At 67.6% G+C, this 15,332-nt stretch carries 34 protein-coding genes and 1 tRNA gene; 24 read left to right on the plus strand and 11 right to left on the minus strand.

The window, feature by feature from the left end; genetic code table 11:
- Nucleotides 1-17: 17 nt before the first annotated feature.
- Both ACZ3I4_RS17245 and ACZ3I4_RS17250 read left to right on the plus strand, forming a co-directional pair.
- Nucleotides 18-91 (plus strand) — tRNA-Thr (locus ACZ3I4_RS17245).
- A 112-nt stretch (nt 92-203) separates the two neighbouring features.
- The gene (locus ACZ3I4_RS17250; protein WP_465382895.1) at nt 204-1,148 is read left to right on the plus strand and encodes a tyrosine-type recombinase/integrase; all 945 of its coding nucleotides are present in this window, start codon (nt 204-206) and stop codon (nt 1,146-1,148) included.
- Here the strand turns inward: ACZ3I4_RS17250 and ACZ3I4_RS17255 are convergent.
- The 4 genes from ACZ3I4_RS17255 to ACZ3I4_RS17270 all read right to left on the minus strand — a co-directional run bounded on the left by ACZ3I4_RS17255 (nt 1,145) and on the right by ACZ3I4_RS17270 (nt 3,559).
- On the minus strand, nt 1,145-1,711 hold the full coding sequence (locus tag ACZ3I4_RS17255) for a hypothetical protein (RefSeq protein ID WP_465382896.1): 567 nt from the start codon (nt 1,709-1,711) through the stop codon (nt 1,145-1,147). The genes ACZ3I4_RS17250 and ACZ3I4_RS17255 overlap by 4 nt on opposite strands.
- A 239-nt stretch (nt 1,712-1,950) precedes the next feature.
- Entirely contained in the window at nt 1,951-2,544 is a 594-nt protein-coding gene (locus ACZ3I4_RS17260; RefSeq protein WP_465382897.1) for a hypothetical protein, read from the minus strand.
- Entirely contained in the window at nt 2,522-3,223 is a 702-nt protein-coding gene (locus ACZ3I4_RS17265; RefSeq protein WP_465382898.1) for a helix-turn-helix transcriptional regulator, read from the minus strand. Before ACZ3I4_RS17265 ends, ACZ3I4_RS17260 begins: the two co-directional genes overlap by 23 nt.
- A 108-nt stretch (nt 3,224-3,331) precedes the next feature.
- A complete protein-coding gene (locus tag ACZ3I4_RS17270) occupies nt 3,332-3,559 on the minus strand; it encodes a hypothetical protein (RefSeq protein ID WP_465382899.1) in 228 nt (75 codons plus the stop codon).
- Nucleotides 3,560-3,709: 150 nt separating this feature from the next.
- On the opposite strand from ACZ3I4_RS17270, the gene ACZ3I4_RS17275 reads away from it, so the two are divergent.
- From ACZ3I4_RS17275 to ACZ3I4_RS17360, 18 genes are all read left to right on the plus strand, one after another.
- Entirely contained in the window at nt 3,710-3,997 is a 288-nt protein-coding gene (locus ACZ3I4_RS17275; protein ID WP_465382900.1) for a hypothetical protein, read from the plus strand.
- Nucleotides 3,994-4,149, plus strand: coding sequence for a hypothetical protein (locus tag ACZ3I4_RS17280; RefSeq protein WP_465382901.1), 156 nt, complete (start codon nt 3,994-3,996; stop codon nt 4,147-4,149). Before ACZ3I4_RS17275 ends, ACZ3I4_RS17280 begins: the two co-directional genes overlap by 4 nt.
- Nucleotides 4,146-4,319, plus strand: a complete 174-nt coding sequence (locus ACZ3I4_RS17285; RefSeq protein WP_465382902.1) for a hypothetical protein — start codon at nt 4,146-4,148, stop codon at nt 4,317-4,319. Before ACZ3I4_RS17280 ends, ACZ3I4_RS17285 begins: the two co-directional genes overlap by 4 nt.
- Nucleotides 4,319-4,501: a hypothetical protein gene (locus tag ACZ3I4_RS17290; RefSeq protein ID WP_465382903.1), complete on the plus strand. Its 183-nt coding sequence runs from the start codon at nt 4,319-4,321 to the stop codon at nt 4,499-4,501. Before ACZ3I4_RS17285 ends, ACZ3I4_RS17290 begins: the two co-directional genes overlap by 1 nt.
- The gene (locus ACZ3I4_RS17295; protein WP_465382904.1) at nt 4,498-4,815 is read left to right on the plus strand and encodes a hypothetical protein; all 318 of its coding nucleotides are present in this window, start codon (nt 4,498-4,500) and stop codon (nt 4,813-4,815) included. Before ACZ3I4_RS17290 ends, ACZ3I4_RS17295 begins: the two co-directional genes overlap by 4 nt.
- Nucleotides 4,816-4,951: 136 nt before the next feature.
- A complete protein-coding gene (locus ACZ3I4_RS17300) occupies nt 4,952-5,884 on the plus strand; it encodes an ABC transporter permease (protein WP_465382905.1) in 933 nt (310 codons plus the stop codon).
- Nucleotides 5,884-6,021, plus strand: coding sequence for a hypothetical protein (locus tag ACZ3I4_RS17305; protein WP_465382906.1), 138 nt, complete (start codon nt 5,884-5,886; stop codon nt 6,019-6,021). Before ACZ3I4_RS17300 ends, ACZ3I4_RS17305 begins: the two co-directional genes overlap by 1 nt.
- On the plus strand, nt 6,021-6,275 hold the full coding sequence (locus ACZ3I4_RS17310) for a hypothetical protein (protein WP_465382907.1): 255 nt from the start codon (nt 6,021-6,023) through the stop codon (nt 6,273-6,275). Before ACZ3I4_RS17305 ends, ACZ3I4_RS17310 begins: the two co-directional genes overlap by 1 nt.
- On the plus strand, nt 6,275-6,433 hold the full coding sequence (locus tag ACZ3I4_RS17315; protein ID WP_465382908.1) for a hypothetical protein: 159 nt from the start codon (nt 6,275-6,277) through the stop codon (nt 6,431-6,433). The genes ACZ3I4_RS17310 and ACZ3I4_RS17315 overlap by 1 nt, the downstream gene beginning before the upstream one ends.
- A 106-nt stretch (nt 6,434-6,539) precedes the next feature.
- Nucleotides 6,540-6,662 carry a hypothetical protein gene (locus ACZ3I4_RS17320; protein ID WP_465382909.1) on the plus strand — a complete coding sequence of 41 codons (123 nt, stop codon included), beginning with the start codon at nt 6,540-6,542 and terminating at the stop codon, nt 6,660-6,662.
- The gene (locus tag ACZ3I4_RS17325; RefSeq protein ID WP_465382910.1) at nt 6,650-6,772 is read left to right on the plus strand and encodes a hypothetical protein; all 123 of its coding nucleotides are present in this window, start codon (nt 6,650-6,652) and stop codon (nt 6,770-6,772) included. The genes ACZ3I4_RS17320 and ACZ3I4_RS17325 overlap by 13 nt, the downstream gene beginning before the upstream one ends.
- Before the next feature lie 21 nt (nt 6,773-6,793).
- Nucleotides 6,794-6,937 (plus strand): hypothetical protein, encoded by a 144-nt coding sequence (locus ACZ3I4_RS17330; RefSeq protein WP_465382911.1) that lies wholly within the window; start codon nt 6,794-6,796, stop codon nt 6,935-6,937.
- The gene (locus ACZ3I4_RS17335) at nt 6,937-7,098 is read left to right on the plus strand and encodes a hypothetical protein (protein ID WP_465382912.1); all 162 of its coding nucleotides are present in this window, start codon (nt 6,937-6,939) and stop codon (nt 7,096-7,098) included. The genes ACZ3I4_RS17330 and ACZ3I4_RS17335 overlap by 1 nt, the downstream gene beginning before the upstream one ends.
- The gene (locus tag ACZ3I4_RS17340) at nt 7,098-7,232 is read left to right on the plus strand and encodes a hypothetical protein (RefSeq protein ID WP_465382913.1); all 135 of its coding nucleotides are present in this window, start codon (nt 7,098-7,100) and stop codon (nt 7,230-7,232) included. Before ACZ3I4_RS17335 ends, ACZ3I4_RS17340 begins: the two co-directional genes overlap by 1 nt.
- The gene (locus ACZ3I4_RS17345) at nt 7,232-7,399 is read left to right on the plus strand and encodes a hypothetical protein (RefSeq protein ID WP_465382914.1); all 168 of its coding nucleotides are present in this window, start codon (nt 7,232-7,234) and stop codon (nt 7,397-7,399) included. The genes ACZ3I4_RS17340 and ACZ3I4_RS17345 overlap by 1 nt, the downstream gene beginning before the upstream one ends.
- Nucleotides 7,400-7,729: 330 nt before the next feature.
- A complete protein-coding gene (locus tag ACZ3I4_RS17350) occupies nt 7,730-8,101 on the plus strand; it encodes an HNH endonuclease (RefSeq protein WP_465383022.1) in 372 nt (123 codons plus the stop codon).
- 4 nt (nt 8,102-8,105) lie between these two features.
- Nucleotides 8,106-10,199, plus strand: a complete 2,094-nt coding sequence (locus ACZ3I4_RS17355) for an FtsK/SpoIIIE domain-containing protein (RefSeq protein WP_465382915.1) — start codon at nt 8,106-8,108, stop codon at nt 10,197-10,199.
- A gap of 194 nt (nt 10,200-10,393) precedes the next feature.
- Nucleotides 10,394-10,651, plus strand: a complete 258-nt coding sequence (locus ACZ3I4_RS17360) for a hypothetical protein (protein WP_465382916.1) — start codon at nt 10,394-10,396, stop codon at nt 10,649-10,651.
- Nucleotides 10,652-10,917: 266 nt separating this feature from the next.
- Here the strand turns inward: ACZ3I4_RS17360 and ACZ3I4_RS17365 are convergent, their stop codons facing one another.
- Complete coding sequence (locus ACZ3I4_RS17365; protein WP_465382917.1) at nt 10,918-11,268, minus strand: hypothetical protein; 351 nt, start codon at nt 11,266-11,268, stop codon at nt 10,918-10,920.
- A gap of 38 nt (nt 11,269-11,306) precedes the next feature.
- On the opposite strand from ACZ3I4_RS17365, the gene ACZ3I4_RS17370 reads away from it, so the two are divergent.
- Together ACZ3I4_RS17370 and ACZ3I4_RS17375 are read left to right on the plus strand one after the other, a co-directional pair.
- A complete protein-coding gene (locus ACZ3I4_RS17370; protein WP_465382918.1) occupies nt 11,307-11,657 on the plus strand; it encodes a hypothetical protein in 351 nt (116 codons plus the stop codon).
- A gap of 153 nt (nt 11,658-11,810) precedes the next feature.
- Nucleotides 11,811-12,011, plus strand: a complete 201-nt coding sequence (locus ACZ3I4_RS17375) for a hypothetical protein (protein WP_465382919.1) — start codon at nt 11,811-11,813, stop codon at nt 12,009-12,011.
- A 90-nt stretch (nt 12,012-12,101) separates the two neighbouring features.
- Here ACZ3I4_RS17375 and ACZ3I4_RS17380 read toward each other — a convergent pair whose 3' ends face one another.
- Nucleotides 12,102-12,332: a hypothetical protein gene (locus ACZ3I4_RS17380; RefSeq protein ID WP_465382920.1), complete on the minus strand. Its 231-nt coding sequence runs from the start codon at nt 12,330-12,332 to the stop codon at nt 12,102-12,104.
- Between the two features lie 106 nt (nt 12,333-12,438).
- Between ACZ3I4_RS17380 and ACZ3I4_RS17385 the strand changes: the two genes are divergently transcribed.
- Both ACZ3I4_RS17385 and ACZ3I4_RS17390 read left to right on the plus strand, forming a co-directional pair.
- A complete protein-coding gene (locus ACZ3I4_RS17385; protein ID WP_465382921.1) occupies nt 12,439-12,708 on the plus strand; it encodes a hypothetical protein in 270 nt (89 codons plus the stop codon).
- A gap of 34 nt (nt 12,709-12,742) precedes the next feature.
- Complete coding sequence (locus ACZ3I4_RS17390) at nt 12,743-12,985, plus strand: hypothetical protein (protein ID WP_465382922.1); 243 nt, start codon at nt 12,743-12,745, stop codon at nt 12,983-12,985.
- 5 nt (nt 12,986-12,990) lie between these two features.
- Here the strand turns inward: ACZ3I4_RS17390 and ACZ3I4_RS17395 are convergent, their stop codons facing one another.
- The 5 genes from ACZ3I4_RS17395 to ACZ3I4_RS17415 are packed head-to-tail and all read right to left on the minus strand — an operon-like array spanning nt 12,991 to nt 15,328.
- Nucleotides 12,991-13,284: a hypothetical protein gene (locus ACZ3I4_RS17395; RefSeq protein ID WP_465382923.1), complete on the minus strand. Its 294-nt coding sequence runs from the start codon at nt 13,282-13,284 to the stop codon at nt 12,991-12,993.
- Entirely contained in the window at nt 13,269-13,715 is a 447-nt protein-coding gene (locus tag ACZ3I4_RS17400; RefSeq protein WP_465382924.1) for a hypothetical protein, read from the minus strand. The genes ACZ3I4_RS17395 and ACZ3I4_RS17400 overlap by 16 nt, the downstream gene beginning before the upstream one ends.
- A complete protein-coding gene (locus tag ACZ3I4_RS17405; protein WP_465382925.1) occupies nt 13,696-14,508 on the minus strand; it encodes a hypothetical protein in 813 nt (270 codons plus the stop codon). Before ACZ3I4_RS17405 ends, ACZ3I4_RS17400 begins: the two co-directional genes overlap by 20 nt.
- Complete coding sequence (locus ACZ3I4_RS17410; RefSeq protein WP_465382926.1) at nt 14,508-14,819, minus strand: hypothetical protein; 312 nt, start codon at nt 14,817-14,819, stop codon at nt 14,508-14,510. The genes ACZ3I4_RS17405 and ACZ3I4_RS17410 overlap by 1 nt, the downstream gene beginning before the upstream one ends.
- The gene (locus tag ACZ3I4_RS17415) at nt 14,819-15,328 is read right to left on the minus strand and encodes a hypothetical protein (protein WP_465382927.1); all 510 of its coding nucleotides are present in this window, start codon (nt 15,326-15,328) and stop codon (nt 14,819-14,821) included. The genes ACZ3I4_RS17410 and ACZ3I4_RS17415 overlap by 1 nt, the downstream gene beginning before the upstream one ends.
- Between the last annotated feature and the right edge of the window lie 4 nt (nt 15,329-15,332).

A 15,332-nucleotide genomic window follows, 5' to 3' on the forward strand; every position in this document is an offset into this window, starting at 1 on the left:
AGTATGCTGACTCAGCCGCCCCTGTAGCTCAGATGGCCAGAGCACCCGTCTTGTAAACGGGAGGTCGTCGGTTCGATCCCGACCGGGGGCTCTTCAAGCCCAAGACCAGGTCAAACACCAGTGATGGCCGGTCACCCATCGCGAGTGATAGCCTCTCAATCGTTCAGAGAGCTTCTGTCTACTCCGAATGCGGGTGACTGCCCATGACCGCCAGCCGACGCGGCTACGTGCCTGCCGACCTAGGCGCCCTGACCCCCCTGGTCGAATCGTTCGAGCTCGCTCTAGACGCCTCCGATCGCAAGGAAAAGACCCGCGCGCTATACCGCGACGCCGTGCGCTGGTTCGCCGGCTGGCTCATCACCGAGGGAGTGGCCACCTGGGACGAAGTCGGTAAAGGCCACCTCCGCAAGTTCTTCATCCACCTCAAACACCTGCAATACGCCCAGACAACCCAGCACAACGTCGGCCAGTGCATCGCCGGCTTCTTCGCCTTCCTCGAGGAAGAAGAGGACTACAACAATCCGTTCAAGCAGGGAGTCGACGTACCGTCAGGCCCGAAAATGGGGCAACTGCCCTCCAGGATTCTTCCCCTGGAGGACCTGCATCGATTGATCAAGGACGCGGAGAAGGGCCGGGACTTCGTCTCGCGGCGCGACACGGCGCTGGTGCGGATGTTCGCTTCCACCGGGTGCCGGCTCGCCGAGATCACGGGCCTGGTCGTGGATGACCTGAACCTCAGGGAACGACAGGCAGTGGTGACCGGCAAGGGTGGCAAGACCCGGACCGTGCGTTTCGATCAGAAGTGTGCCCTGGCCATCGACCGCTACCTGCGCCGCCGCGCCGAACTGCTGCGTGGCGCTCAGGTCCCCGCACTCTGGATAGGTTCGCTGCTCAAGACCTCGATGACCACCTCGGGAATCCGGCAGATGATGGAGCGCCGTGGTCAGGCGCTCGGCATTCACCTGCACCCCCACTTGTTCCGGCACACGTTCAGCCACAACTGGCTGGATGCCGGCGGGGCCGAGGGGGACCTGATGGAGCTCAACGGCTGGGAGTCCGAGCAGATGCTTGGCCATTACGGCCGCTCAGCGCGTGGCGCCCGCGCCCGCCGGGCTTACGACCGCATCGACGTGATGCGCGGGATCTAGCGGGCCTCGTTGTTGCGCTGCTTGGCGGTCCGCCGGAAGGAGGTCACGTTCGAGGCCGGCCGGGGATTGTCGGTGCCGGTGAGCAGGTCTTTACGGAGATCGAACGCGGCACCGGCCCAGAACTGGTGCTGCAGCGCGTCGGGCATGAGGCTGACCAGCAGCAGCATGTCGTGTGCGATCTCTTCGGTGGCCCGGGCGTTGCGGATGTACTGAGCTCGGGTCGACCGGGTGAGGAACTCCATGCAGCCGACACCGATCGCGCCGAAGGCGACCGCGTAGAGCGGAAGGACGTAGGCGACGGGCATGTCGTCGCGCATGCCGATGTGCCAGACCACGGACAGGGCCAAGGTGAGTACGGCGATCGACGCGCCGCCGATGAGCAACCAGCGCCCGCGGATGCGGATGTGCTGCTCCGACTCAGCCTTGAGGTACCACTCCTGGACGGGAGTGTCCTCGACGTGGGCCTGGCCCGCGCCGGCACCGATGCGAGGGCTCAGATCCTGCGTCGTGTTGCCCGAACGGTCACCACGTTCGGACCGGTCCGATTCGCCCTGTTGAGTCATGGTCGTTTCCTCGGGTCGTGGTCACCTGACTGATATCGATCGGCCCCAGAGTCGGTTATGGATCTTCGCGGTGATCCTGCCCCGAAGTCCGAATCATGCACCTGAACTGTGTTGACTGCCAGTCATGCGCAGGATACGGACTGGTAATAAAAACTGGCCGGACGTGAGCGCAACTCATCCGGTTGACGGATCGTTGAACTATATTGCAAGTTGCAGAACGTCCGATATGGACAACCGAGTCACCCCTCGGGGGTGGTCTCGATTTCGCCAGATCCCGTTTCCGGGCGGGGTCCGAGGCGTCGCTGGAACGTCGATCGGTTCAGACCGGTGGCCCGGATGATCTGGACGTCCGGCACGCCGGCCTCCCGCGCTTTCTGCGCAGCATCCCAGACCTTGTTCTCTTCACGCTCGGCGTCTCCGTTCGCCCGCGACCAGGCCGAGTAGCGGCCGTCCATCTGCACCCCGGCCAGCTTGACGGACTCCACGTTCGACTTCGTCGCGTTCAGCACGATCGCCTCAATCGTCGCGCGGTCATCCAGGTCGTTGTCCAGCTCCGACCCGACGGCATCGCCGACGAGCTTGCAGGCCGTGTCGGTCTCGACGTTCGTGGACACGGAAGGCGACGGCACCGGCGCCGAGGTGACTACAGGCAGAGTGGTCGCGGCCGGTTCGGCCGGATCGCTCGAGCAGGCTGAGGCGGTCATCAGGGCGATCAGGGCGGTTGCGGCCAGGAATCGTCTCATGGTGGACACCGTAGAGACAGAAAGATCCCGGCCGGACTCGTTCGTCCAGCCGGGATCACGTCGATGATCAGTCGTTCGGCGGCCGGTCATACTCCGCGACCGTCGCCTTTGTGGCCGGAGCCAGGTAGTCCAGGCGCCAGGCGCCGGTATTCACTTCGCCGTCTTTGCCGTGCCCCACCCACTTGCCCGCCAGGCGGGAACCGCTCGGATCGGCGACCAGCTGGATGCCGCCGACGTACCGCTTGCCCCGGTAGTAGCCGGTCTTGTCGGTGTCCTCGACCCAGGTGCCGGTGAGCACCACGCCGTCGACGTCCAGGGTCATGGCCATCCGAGAACTGGCCGAATTCGCCAAGCTTACGGCTTCAACCTTCGGGCCGCCCTGGGTGAGCACAACGTGGTGCAGGCCGGTGAAAGCCTCGGCTCGCGATGACGAGTAGTACTCATACCGCGAGACCCAGATACCGGCGTAGTCGCTGGCCGGCGGCCGAGCCGGTGCGGTGGAGATGGGCGGGAAGCGCACCTCCAGGTCGTGGCCGCCGCGGCCGTCCTCGACGACCATGGCGTTTTTGTCGGCGGGGAATCCGAGCTGCTCGACCGGCAGTCCGAGTGTCGTCTGCAGCCGCCGGATCTGGGCCGGCTGCGGCCGTCGTGGCTCGAGTTCTTCCCAGCGCTGCACGGTCCGCTTCGACACTTCGAGTAGCTCGGCGAGTTCCTCCTGCGTGAGGTTGCGCGCGGTGCGGGCGGCGACCAGGGCAAGGTTGCGGGGCATGGGCTGAGAGTACGCCCGTGTCGCCGAAATGTCGCCAGGCTTACGCCGGGCTGACGCCCCTCATGTCGTCGTGCTCACGGCCGTGACCAGCGCCAATAGAAGCATGGATCAGTCGTCAGTACCAGGGTCGGGCCCAGGGCGCTGGGGGAGCTTGGCGCCAGGCGTACGCAGCCACCAGTCGAGAAACTGCCGAATCAGCTCGCTCATCGTCAGCCCCTGTTCACGCGCGCGCCGTTTGGCCACGTCCCACGTGGCGGTGGCGATCCGGATTGACCGGATGGGCGTGAAGTTCTCAGGGTTCGGCACGGTCCGGATCTTATCGGGCTGTCCATACATGGCTCAAACCATAGGGGCGAGTGTGTCTATACACAAGCCTCTTGCGTGTCCATACACGCGGCGCTACTGTGTCCATACACAAGGCGGGCCCCGAGTGGCGATTCCAGCGCAACCCAGGGCCCTTGGCCGACTCGATCAGGGAGTCAACCCGTGACTATTCAAGCAGCTCAGGCTGCCATTTCCCAGTGCCCGCCGTGGTGTGCGGCCGACATCCCCTCCCACATCTCCGCCGAGCAGATCGTTGTAGCAACGTCGGGCCCTGAGCGACACGACATCTACGTGTCGCTCGAGCAGGACAACAACGTCGGCGCCACGCCGGCGGTGCGGCTTCAGGGCGCCGGTGACGCTCCGATGAGTCCGGCCCAGGCTGTGCAGCTCGGCATGCTGTTGATTGCCTGCGGCACCGAGGCGCTGACCGCCTGGCAGGTGACCCGATGACCACGCTGACCAAGCTCGGCCTGCTGAGCATCCTGCTGTGCCTGTTGTCGCTGCTCGCCCCGGGCCTGCTCGGCGTCGTGCTGACGGTGGCCGCGCTGGTTTGCGCGCTGGCGTACATGGTGCGCTGGCGCCGGGAGCGGGGTGCCCGATGATCTGGCAGCTCTGGTTCCTGATCCTGGCCGGGCCGTTCCTGGCGGTGCTCCCGTCGGTGCTGGCCCCGGCCCCGCAGATCCCCGGTTTCTTCGGCGTGCACACGGCGCCGGCCCGGCCGTCGGGCCCGAGTCCGATGCGGCCGCGCCCGGCCCGGATGGCGGTGGCCTGATGCTGCGTACCCCGATGGTCCACACGCCGTGGTGGTTCGCCCTGGTGGTCGGCGTGGTCTGCATCGCGATCGGCTTCCCGGTCGACGGCCTGCTCGGCGCGCTGTTCACCGTGATCGGCCTGGCCCTGGCGTGGATCTCCTACTTCAAGTACCGCCGCGACACCGAGGGGAGCGACCGATGAAGTTCTCGATCGAACTGCCGCAGGTGTCCCGGGCCCGCTCGGTGACCACGCTGTCGATGGCGTCGGCGTTCACCAGCCTGTGGATCGCCGGACCGGTCTACCTGCCCGACATCCCGCTGATTCCGGAGGCAACGGTGTCGCCCCAGCACGTGCTGGTCGGCTTCGCGGTCCCGTTCGGCATCGGCTACGTGACGATGCTGCTGGCCGACCGGCGCGCGCAGCGGGACCTGAAGCGGATCCGCCGCCAGGTCGAGCCGGAGGCGCAGGTCGACGACGGGCCGCCGCCGCAGCCCGCTCGGGCAGGTGCGCGATGACGTACTTCGATCCGGACCTGACTCCCGTGCGACCTCGAGACAAGGACAACGACCGCCCCGCCGACAAGATCACGACTCGGGCCTCACGGAGCCCTCGCGGCGACCGGCGCCCTGCGCAGAAGCAGCGGTGGTCGCGATGACGATCACCGACAACGGCCGGGTCGAGCTGGACGACGCGACCCTGGCGAAGGCCCGCGAGTTGACCGCGGGTGGCCGGCAGCCGTCGAAGCGGGAGATGCGCGACCACATCCGCAAGGGGTGGGCGACCGTCAACGAGGTGCTAACGCTGCTCGGCCGGGAAGACGCCGAACGACGGGCGGCGAAGTCCCGCCAGGCCCGTAAGAAGATCAAGACGTTGTCGTCCCGGAAGCGGTCTGGAAGCGCTCTGCCGGTCCGGGCGGGGCGTCAACGAACCGTCAACGAGATCACCGTCTTCCGCCCGATGGAACTGCCCTCGGCCCCGGCCGGACAGGCCGTCCCGGAAGCGGTCCGGAAGCACCTCGATCAGCCGCACCGGGCCGTCAAGGAGATGGCCGCGCCGTTGCTGGCCGAGGTTCCGCTGGGTCCGGTCCGGCCGCCGGCGCCGGAAGCGGTTCAGAAGCACCCGGAGCCGATCGCGGTGGCGCCGAAGCCGCTACGGACCTGGCCGATCCTGATCGTCGCGGCGGGTGCGTTCGTGGCGATCTGGGCAGGCTGGGTCGGAATCGGCAGGTTGACCGGATTCGGGGACGTGAACCTGCTGCCCGGCCTGGTCAGCGACGGCAAGTGGTCGACGGTGAACACCGCCATCACGCTGCCGCTCGGCATGGAGGCCTACTCGGCCTACGCGTTCTACGTGCTGCTGCATCGCGGTGCCCCGGCCCGGGCGCGCCGGTTCGCGGCCTGGTCGTCGCTGGGCGCGGTGGTGCTCGGCATGGCCGGCCAGACCGCCTACCACCTGATGCAGGCGGACGGCATGACTGCGGCTCCGTGGCCGATCACGACGGCGGTGTCGTGCCTGCCGGTGGCCGTGTTCGGCCTGGCCGCAGCCCTGGTGCACATGGTCCGAGCAGGAGAGGAGGTGAAGTGATGGCGAAGCCGAAAGACGGTGATATGGCGCGCGATGCCGAGGCGATCCGTGAAGCGATGGATCGGGATCGGGAAAAGAACCCGCCCTATGGGTCACCTGCCTGGTGGCGGAAGCAGCAGGCCAAGGACAAGCGCTGATGGCGCCCTGGTGGTGGTCGTGGCTGCTGATGACCGTCGGCGTGACGGGGCTGTGGCTGGCCGGCCGGAAGTCGGTGTGGGGCTGGGCGATCGGTTTCGGTTCGCAGCTGCTGTGGCTGGCGTACTCGATCAGCTCGGAGCAGTGGGGCTTCCTCGTCTCCTGCTTCGCCTACGGGGCCGTACATGCAACCAATTTCCGCAGGTGGCGGGCTGAGGCCCACGCCGCTGAACAGATCAAGAAAGAGGCGAAGTAATGGCGAAGAAGGAACTGGACAACTTGGTCGGCCCACAGCGGCTGCAGATCAAGGTCAGCGTCGAGAAGAGCATGTCGGACTCCCAGTCGCGGGAGTACCACCAGCGCGAGCAGCTCGGCCGCCGCGGTGGCCGGAGCCGGATCACCGACAAGCGCTGAGGCCGGCGCGCACGACGGCGGCCCGAGTGGTGGGCACCCGGGCCGCCGGATCTTCAGAGAACCCCAGGCCGCAGCAACGGCCGTGAGCAGTGAAGGAACTCCCAGCATGTCGGACAAGTGGGTGAACCGCCAGCACGACGAGGTGAAGGAACGCAACAGGCAGCTGCGCCTGGCCACGCTGGCCGAGGCCGAGCGGCTGCGGGAACAGCGGCGGCGATGCAGCAGGTAGACCGGCGCCGGCGCGGGTCGCTTGAGGAGCGGCTGCAGGCCAACGAGCGTGAGCGCCGCGAACTGCACCAGCGGTGGGCGAAGGAACTGAGCGGCAAGAAGGCCGCCTGACAAGGAAGGCAGGAAGCGCTGATGACAAAGAAAGTCGTGGAGCAGGTGGCGCAGGAGAAGAAGCGCGCCTCGCTGCGAATGGGTGACTCGCCGGCGCGGGCCGAGCGGTACGCGCAGGGCGTCCGGGACTACTACGCGAGCCAGGAGAAGGGGCGGAAGCGCTGATGGTCAGGCACGTGAACTGGGACGTGCGTACCGGCGGGGATGGGCTTCTGCATGTCACCCGCACCGAGATCACCCGGTCGCGGGAGCCGGACGGCACCAAGGTCACCGTGACCGAGACCGACCACATCAAGTACGGCATTCAGAAGGGGCGCAAGCGCTGATGGCGAAAGACCGGGACAAGCCGCTGACCTGGGCGGAGGCGACGGCCGCGGCGAAGCGGACGGAGCGCCAGGCGCGGCAGGAGCTGCGCGACAAGAAGATCACCCGACGCGAGTACTGGGAGGGCAAGCGCTGATGGCGAAGACGCAGGCGGGTTTCGAGATCGGCGATGACGGCCGGATGCATCAGTACAGCGGGAAGGTCGGCCGCGGCCAGAAGAAGAGCGACCGGGCCGGGGCGATCCCGTGGACGCGAGGCCCGCAGACGCGCTGGGAGAAGTTCAAGCGGGCGGCGATCCACTGATGGCGAAGCACCTGAGCACCGAAGCGCTGGAACGCCTGATTCAAGAGAACTGCAGAGAGTCCGTGGCTGAGAGCGAGGCCGAGAACATCAGGTGGGCACAGCGACCCGTCCGGTCCTTGACCATCTCTGTCGGCGGTTCCGCGAAGCAGCAGAAGCGCAAGAAGTAGCAGGTCAGGGCGCGACCGGCGAGGCCCCCCGCCTTCCGGTCGCGCCCCTCACATGGATCTCCTGGAAGGGAGGCAACCAATGGTAATCGAACTTCGATGGCTGAACCATAAAGACAAGATCCGTCTTCACAAGAGCATCAGTTTGCCTGACGAGAACGGATGCATGCGGTGGATTAAACATTTTAATAATTGTGGGTACGGCCGCTTCTGCATCGCGTATCGGCAGATCTTGGCTCATCGATTCGTCTACCAGGTGTGGGTCTCCGAAATCCCTGATGGGCTCACGTTGGATCACCTCTGCGGGCACACCTGGTGTGTCGCTCCCAGCCACCTCGAGCCAGTTACCCAGCGAACTAACACCCTTCGTGGAACCGGGCTCGCTGCAATCAACGCAAACAAAACTCACTGCATCCGCGGTCACGAGTTCAACGTAACGAACACACGAATTACGAAGACCGGGAAACGCTCATGCCGTCAGCGCATCCGTGCACATAGGCGACGGTATCGGTTGGCGCAACGAAAGAAAGGGGGTTGAAACGGTGACAGACACTCTCTCCCGGGCGGACCAGCAGCCTGACGAGCCGGAGCGCTTCGAGACCCGGCCGTATGACGCCGAGTCGCTCGTCATCGAGGCCACCGTCAAGGGCGCACCCGTCGACCCGCCGGTCCGCCAGGCCACCTTCAGCGACCTGATGGGCCGCGCCGACGAGCGCCGCCCGATCATCCCCGCGTCGATCCGCAGCAAGGAGGGCCGCCGATCGCTGGCCCGCTGGGCGGCGGTGGCCGTGTCGTACGGGGCTCTGCTGCACACCACGCGGATCCCGCTCTACCTGGCCAAGGTGTCCTTCTACGCGCCGATCGGTGCGGGCAAGACCCTGTGGCGGGCGATGCGATGGGCGTCGGCCGAGGAGGGCAACCACCACCTGCGCCAGGACGCCGCCAACCGGCTGGACGCTGAGACGTGGCTGGCGCTGGACTCGCGGCGGATGAAGTCGTCGTCGGGCCGCTGGTGGGTGTTCGCCGTCCTCGCGGTGCTGCTCATCGTGGCCGGCCTGCTGACCTGGTTCTTTACCCCCCAATACGTGAAGGTGCTGATCATCATGAGTGCACTGACTGGCCTGGCCTGGGCGGGCCGTCCGGACGAGAAGCCGATCCTCACCCGGGTGTTCAACGCGGCCCGGTTCGTCCGGCTCACCGCGGAGCTGACCAGGGCCGCGCTGGTGGCGTCCGGGGCCGGCATCAAGGACGGTAGCGCGATCAAGTTCAACCGGGAGATCTACCGCGACGGGCCCGGCTACACGGCCGAGGTGTCCCTGCCCACCGGCATCATCGCTGGTGACGTCATCGACCGGCGCGAGTACCTGTCCGCGGGCTTCCAGCTGCCGATCGCCCAGGTGTGGCCCGAGCCGGTCAAGGGTGCCCACCCCGGCGTGCTCGGCATCTGGGTGGCCGACCGGCCGGTGGACCGTATGAAGCAGAAGGTCACACCCCTGCTGACCTGCGACCCGACCGACTACTGGGGACCGATGCCCTGGGGCGACGACATCCGCATGCGCGACATCACGTGGCGGCTGGCTGAACGCAACAGCACCTTCGCCGGCATGGTCGGCTCCGGCAAGACTCTGGCCGCACGCAACGTCGCCCTGGCCGCGGCGCTCGACCCGCTGGTCCGGTTCGTCGTCTCCGAGCTCAAGGGCTCCGGCGACTTCGACGCGCTCGAGCCGCTGTGCCTGGCCGGGTGGCCGTCGCAGCCGAGGATGTACGCCTCCGGCGCGGACGAGAAGGCCAAGCGGGACACGATGACGCTGCTGCGATGGCTCGACCGCGAGTGCGACCGGCGCGGTCCTGCCATCCGCAAATGGGTGATCAAGGGACTGAACACCCAGAACAAGCTCAACCGGGCCATCTCCGAGGCCGACCCCAGCCTGCCGCCGCTGGTTGCGATCTTCGACGAGATCCAGGAACTGATCACCGACCCGGACCTGGGCAAGGAAGCCAAGCGCCTGCTGACCAGCATCATCAAGCGGGCCCGCGCACTCGGGATCCACATCATTCTGTCGACCCAGCGCATCGACAAGGAGAGCCTGCCCAAGGGCATCACCTCGAACGTCTCCAACCGCCTGTGCCTGGCCGTGCCCTCGCACACCGAGACCGACCTGGTTCTGGGCACTGGGGCCTACAACCGTGGCGCCCGGCCCACCACGTTCGTCCCACCCCCCGACCAGGAAAACCCATGGGCGGGATGGGGGTATCTGGCCGGCCGGGATCAACCGGTGCGGGCCAGCTACATCGACAACCCGACCGCCGAGCTGATCGTGCAGCGGGCACTCGAACTGCGCGGGGACATGCCCGAGGTTGAGTTCGATGAACGGCCAGATGCCGACGTCCTGGCTGACACGGTCAAGGTGTTCTCGCACCTCGGCCGTCCGGGCGTGCAGTGGAAGAAGCTGGCCGAGCTGCTCGCCGCCGAGAAGCCGGACGTGTACGCGGACATCACCCCGGAGGCGGTCAGCGCGCTGCTGCGGGACAAGGGCGTGCCGAGCGTGGACGTCAAGGCGGACGGTATCGCGCTCAAAGGCTGCCGCCTGACCGAGGTTCAAGCGGCGGTCGAGCGGCGGCAGATCGGTGGGTAGCGGTTGCGCGCGCTGCCTGTCTGCCAGCCCCGTTTCAGGCGGTCGCGGGCAGTTCGGCGAGGGTGCCCGCGACCCCGCGACCCTGAACGTTTCCGCAGGCCAGACAGGTCGCGGCCAAGGTCGCGCAGCCGCGACCCGGCCCGGGTCACACCGCGACCCGCGACCCCGATTTCGACCCCTCGGAGGGAGGTGAGATGACGACGGAACTGGTCTTGATCGCGATCGGCGCCGGGCTCATGTCGGCGGGGATCTACGCGCTGGCGTGTTGGTGGCGGCCACTCGCGTACTGCTGGTGCTGCGGGGGCAGCGGCCGCCACCACGGCAAGACCGGCAAGACATTTCGCGAGTGCGCCGGCTGGCGCTGCTGGCCGCGATCGTGCGGCGGTTCGGGCCGGCGGTGGCGAATCGGCCGCCGGGTGTGGGTGTTCTTCCGTAAGCGCGTCCACACCTAAGAGATCGACACGACAAGAAGCGCCCCCACCGACCTCATAACGAGGAAGGTGGGGGCGCTTCTGTGTGCTGTGACCTGCGGTGTCGCTCTGTACGGGTCGCTGAGGGCTTTGGATCTACCGCCTGGGGTTACGGGCTGCGTGCTATCGGCGCTTCGCTGCTTTGCGACCGGCCTTGATCTTCGTTCGGTCACGTCTCGGATGCCCGACACGCAGACCGCACTCCTTCGAGTCGGAACAGCGACCGTTGTGCCACCAGAGCGCAGGCATCAGGCCACCACGACCGCGTCGGGCTGGGGATCGGTCTTGGGTGTCACCTGGGGCCGGATGCCGAACAGCGCGAAGCCGGCGAGCAGCAGCGCGCTCAGCGCGGCCACGATCTGGTCGGAGGCGCCGAAGCCGTACTCGGCGGCCAGAGCGGCGCCCGCGGTGATGACGCCGGTGTAGAGGGCGGGCGCGACGGGCCGGGTGGTGACGGCGACGATCCCGGCGGTGACGAGCGCGGTGATGGCGGCGCCCGCCCCGGCGTCGAGGCCGGGCAGGTTGAGCGCGACGAGCAGGGTGACGAGCGTGCCGATGGCGGAGATGACGAGTGCCGGCTCGCGACCGAAGATGCGCATGACTGCTCCTTAGAACGTATGTTCGGTACGGTGGCGGGGTGGAGCGGATGGACCTGGCCCAGGTGCAGGGGACCGACCGGCAGCGCCGATGGCGGCAGGGCGGCGCGCAGACGTTCTGGACCACCTCGGTCGTGTTCGGCCGGCTCGCCGACGGCAGGTGGTTCGCCGAGCGCACCGGCTACGAGGCCGACGTCGACGACCGGCAGCAGGGTGGCTGTGTGTTCGGCGACGACGACCAGGCGCGCGAGCTCGCGCTGCGGCTGGCCTACTCGTGGATGCGCACCGGCCAGTGGCGGGCCCAGCCCGCGGCGTTCGACGCCAACGGCCGGCCGCTCGACGGGCTGCCGTGGGTGCGCCGCGGGAGCGACTGGATGCTCGAAGCGGGGTAGGGCTCCGGGTGCCGGTGGTTGCAGGCTCTCTTCTCGAATACCTGCTCGCCGTGGCAGCGGGGGCGCACATCACGGCGTAGGCCGGCGCCCGGAGCGTTCAGGGAGTTATCCACAGGCCATCCCCAGGGCGGGGCGGCGTCGTACGGTCGAGGCGTGGATGACCTTCAGCGGCGGATCGCCGCGCGGCTGCATGAGGCGCTGGACGCCCAAGCCCGCGCCGGGATGCTCGCGGTCACCGATCGCGGCCTGGGGCTTTTCCACGAGGATGGCTCTGAGGGAAGCTGCGTACTGACGATCGAGGACGTGGCCAGGATCGCCGCGGCGGAGGCCCGGGTCACCACCACTTCGAGATGAAGTGCACCGCCACAAAGATCACGACTGCCCAGAAGGCTGCCCCTGCGGCGAGCCACGCCCACCACCAGCCAGGGACCTCTCTCAGGCGGCTCATCCTCGTACCTGCTTCGCGACCAGCCGCTCGACCCGGGCGTTCTTCTCCTCCAGGGCCTCGCGCACGTAGGCGGTGACGTTGGCGGTCTTGCCCTCATGCTTGGCCAGCGCGGCGGCGAGGCGCTCGACCTCGGCCATCAGCTCGTCGCTGATCCGGAAGTTGCGTTTGGGGGTGATGCCGGTAGCCGGTCGGCCGCGGCTGCGCTTGGGTTCAGTCTCTTCCACCATACATTTAATGTACCCCCACCAGCATCGGAAGTCGAGGATAAATGGGTACCCAGAAAGTGTGACGGACGGCTTGCCCTACTGGCTTTTCTGGGGGTACACTTAATGCATGACGATGACACGGAACGCCAAGGCCGAGCACGCGAACGAGCTGGCCACGGCCCGCGAGACCGGCTACACCGTCGCCCAGTTCGCCGCCCCGAAGCTGTACTTCCCGGCCAAAGCCGAGCGGGGCCACGTCCGGATGACCGCCGCCGAGTACCGCGAGCACCGGATGCACCGGGGCCAGATGCCCGGGTGCCGGCTGGAGCTGACGATCGAGAAGCGCCGCACCGCCAAGGCCCGCCACCGCCGGACCCGCCCGGTCCGGGTCGCCTGAGACACCCCGAGATCACTCAACGAAAGGAGCCGTCATGGGCTGGGACTACGTCACCGATGGCATGAGCCGGGTCGTCCGCAAGGCCGCCGGCCAGTACGAACTGACCGACCTCGCGAGCCTCGACCGAGCTGAGTCGTACGGCCTGATCAAGCTGGACACCAACGAGATCCCGGAGCTGACCCCCAAGGGCGCCTGCTACCTGATCGAGACGGGACAGCTCGACAAGATCCCGGCCACCATGCGCAACACGGTGCTCCGTCTGGCCAAGTCGGTCTGACCAGATCACGTGATCAAGCCCTCGGGGTACGGCGGAGGAGGCGGCGGGTTGCCGTCGGCGATGTGCCGGCGCAGCTGGCCGATGTAGTCACCCTGGATCCGCTGCGTCCGCTCGAGCTGAGCGATCCGCGTCCGGTCCTCGGCCCGGCCCGCGCGCAACTCCTTGATGTCCTCCTGGTGCTGGTCGATCATCTGCTGGCCGGAGTCCGCGCGCAGCTTGCGGTTGGACACCCGGTAGGTCAGGTAGGCGGCGAGGATGGCGCCGATCAGGGCCAGAAGCGGACCTAGGATCGGCTCCACAGCCACCGCCTTTCCGAGGGCAGCGGTGGCGGTATACCTCCCGCGATCAGATAGACGAACGCGGCGAAGCCCAGCCAGATGACCGCGCTGACATAGCCCAGCGGCACCGAGCCGCCGATCCAGCCGAACAGCGCCGGCAGGCCCCATCCCACCTTGATCGACACCGCCGCCATGAACGCCGTGGTGTCGCGGCGGGCGAACGCGAATCCGAGGCACACGGCGCCCACAACCGCCCAGCACACCGCCCACACCGGCAGCGGCATGATCGCGTCCATCCAGGCGTAGAACGCCGTCAGCGGCCGCGGCGCGGTCAGCAAAGCGTAGGCGTACACGAAGTCGAGCAGCGCGAAGAACAGCAGGGCAGCGCCCCGCCGGCCGATCCGGGCGGTGAGAGTCAGAGGCACGGCCCGGTCACGCGGCGAGGCGGTCACGCAGGACGTCGGCCACCTTCTCGGCCATGTCCGCGGGGATGGCCTGGCCGACCTTGGCGGCTAGCGCGTCGAGCTCGGTCGGGGTGAAGGTGTCGTGCTCGAGGCCGGCCAGGGCGGCGATGACGGCGCCGGCGAAGTCGTTGGCCAGGTAGCCGGCCCGGGTGTTCGTGGTGACCAGGATCTTGTGGGCGCGCTCGACGGTCTTGCCGCCGGACATGGTGCCGACGTCGTGACCCCAGACGGCCTTGCCGACCAGGCGCTGGCCTTCCTCGCTCTTGAGGAACGCGATCAGTTCGACCTTGGTCATGTCGTCGTCTCCCGTGCGTTCGGTGGGCGGCAGCGCATCGTCGAGGCGCCACGAACTGGTGTCGGCCTCGGCGGCCGAGGCGTAGCTGGCCGAGAAGTGCGCGTGGTGGTCGTGGGCGTTGGCGCCGGTGTACGGCTTGGTCGTCCACTTCGACGAGGCGGCCCAGATGCGCCGGTTGTAGATGATGTAGCGCAGCCGGTCCTCGAGTCCGGCGCGGCAGCGGGCGACCAGGTGCTGGACGATCATCTCCATGGTCAGGCCCGGCCGGCGCAGGTCGACGTCGACGTCGATCGCGTGGACCTCGTTGGTGCGGTCCGCGTCCCGGATCGGCACGTTGCCGGTCTCGTCCGGGTTGTGGTCCGACTGGCTCGACTGGTGGGCGGTGTCGCCCACCGCGCCGTCGGAGGACCGATCGCGCTTCGGGGCGACCTCGTCGAAATCGTCGCGCAGCCGGTCGAGGCAAGGGACGAGAATCCAACCAGCCATCACAGGTCTCCGTATTCCTCGCCGAGGATGCCGGCGACGTTGTCCCACACGGCGTAGACCATCTGCTGGATGGTTTCGTCCGGGTCGCCCACGAGCACTTGGGCCGAGGCAAGCAGGTAGGCGAACGGCACCGTGTATGGCGTCGGGTTGGCCATGACCGCGACGGCCAGGGTCCGGCGCTTGCGGTCGATGACGATGATCTCCGACGTCTCCGACGTGTACTGCCGAGCCGTCTGCAGCACGGCCATCAGCACCCGCTGCTGGAAGCCGGCCGCCTGCGACGCGGTCCAGCACTCAGCCAGCGTCGCCATCAGGACTTCCGATCCAGGTTGATGTAACTGTTGGTCTGGATCGTGGTGCTGCCGCCGGCGTTGGCCGTGTTCTGGGCAAACTCCACCGAGAAGTTGCCCGCCGTGCCCGCGGTGATGAGGATGCCTTGAACGAACCCCCAGGTCGTGCCTCCGCCGAGACCGCCCCAGACCTCAGAAGCGTTGCCGCCGTACGGCAGGGTCTGGATCTCCGACTGCGACACGGCGCCGACCACGAGCACGGTGCCGGCGCCCTGGAACGTGGCGCTGGTCGGGGTGCGGAACAGTACCTTCATGTCGGCGGCGGTCGGGGCAGAGTAAGTAATCAGCGCCTCGACCCGGTAGATCGCGTTCGCTGCGCACGGGACCGAGAGGTCGGTGGCCGTCACCAACGTCGTCGAGTTCAGGACACCCTGGTTGCTCGTCATGCGGGCGAAGTTGACGCCGACCAGCCACTCGTTGAACTGGGCCGCGCTCGGAACGTCGTTGGTAGCAAAGACGGGCTTGGCCACTCAG

It is taken from the genome of Actinoplanes sp. NPDC021490, assembly GCF_055562135.1.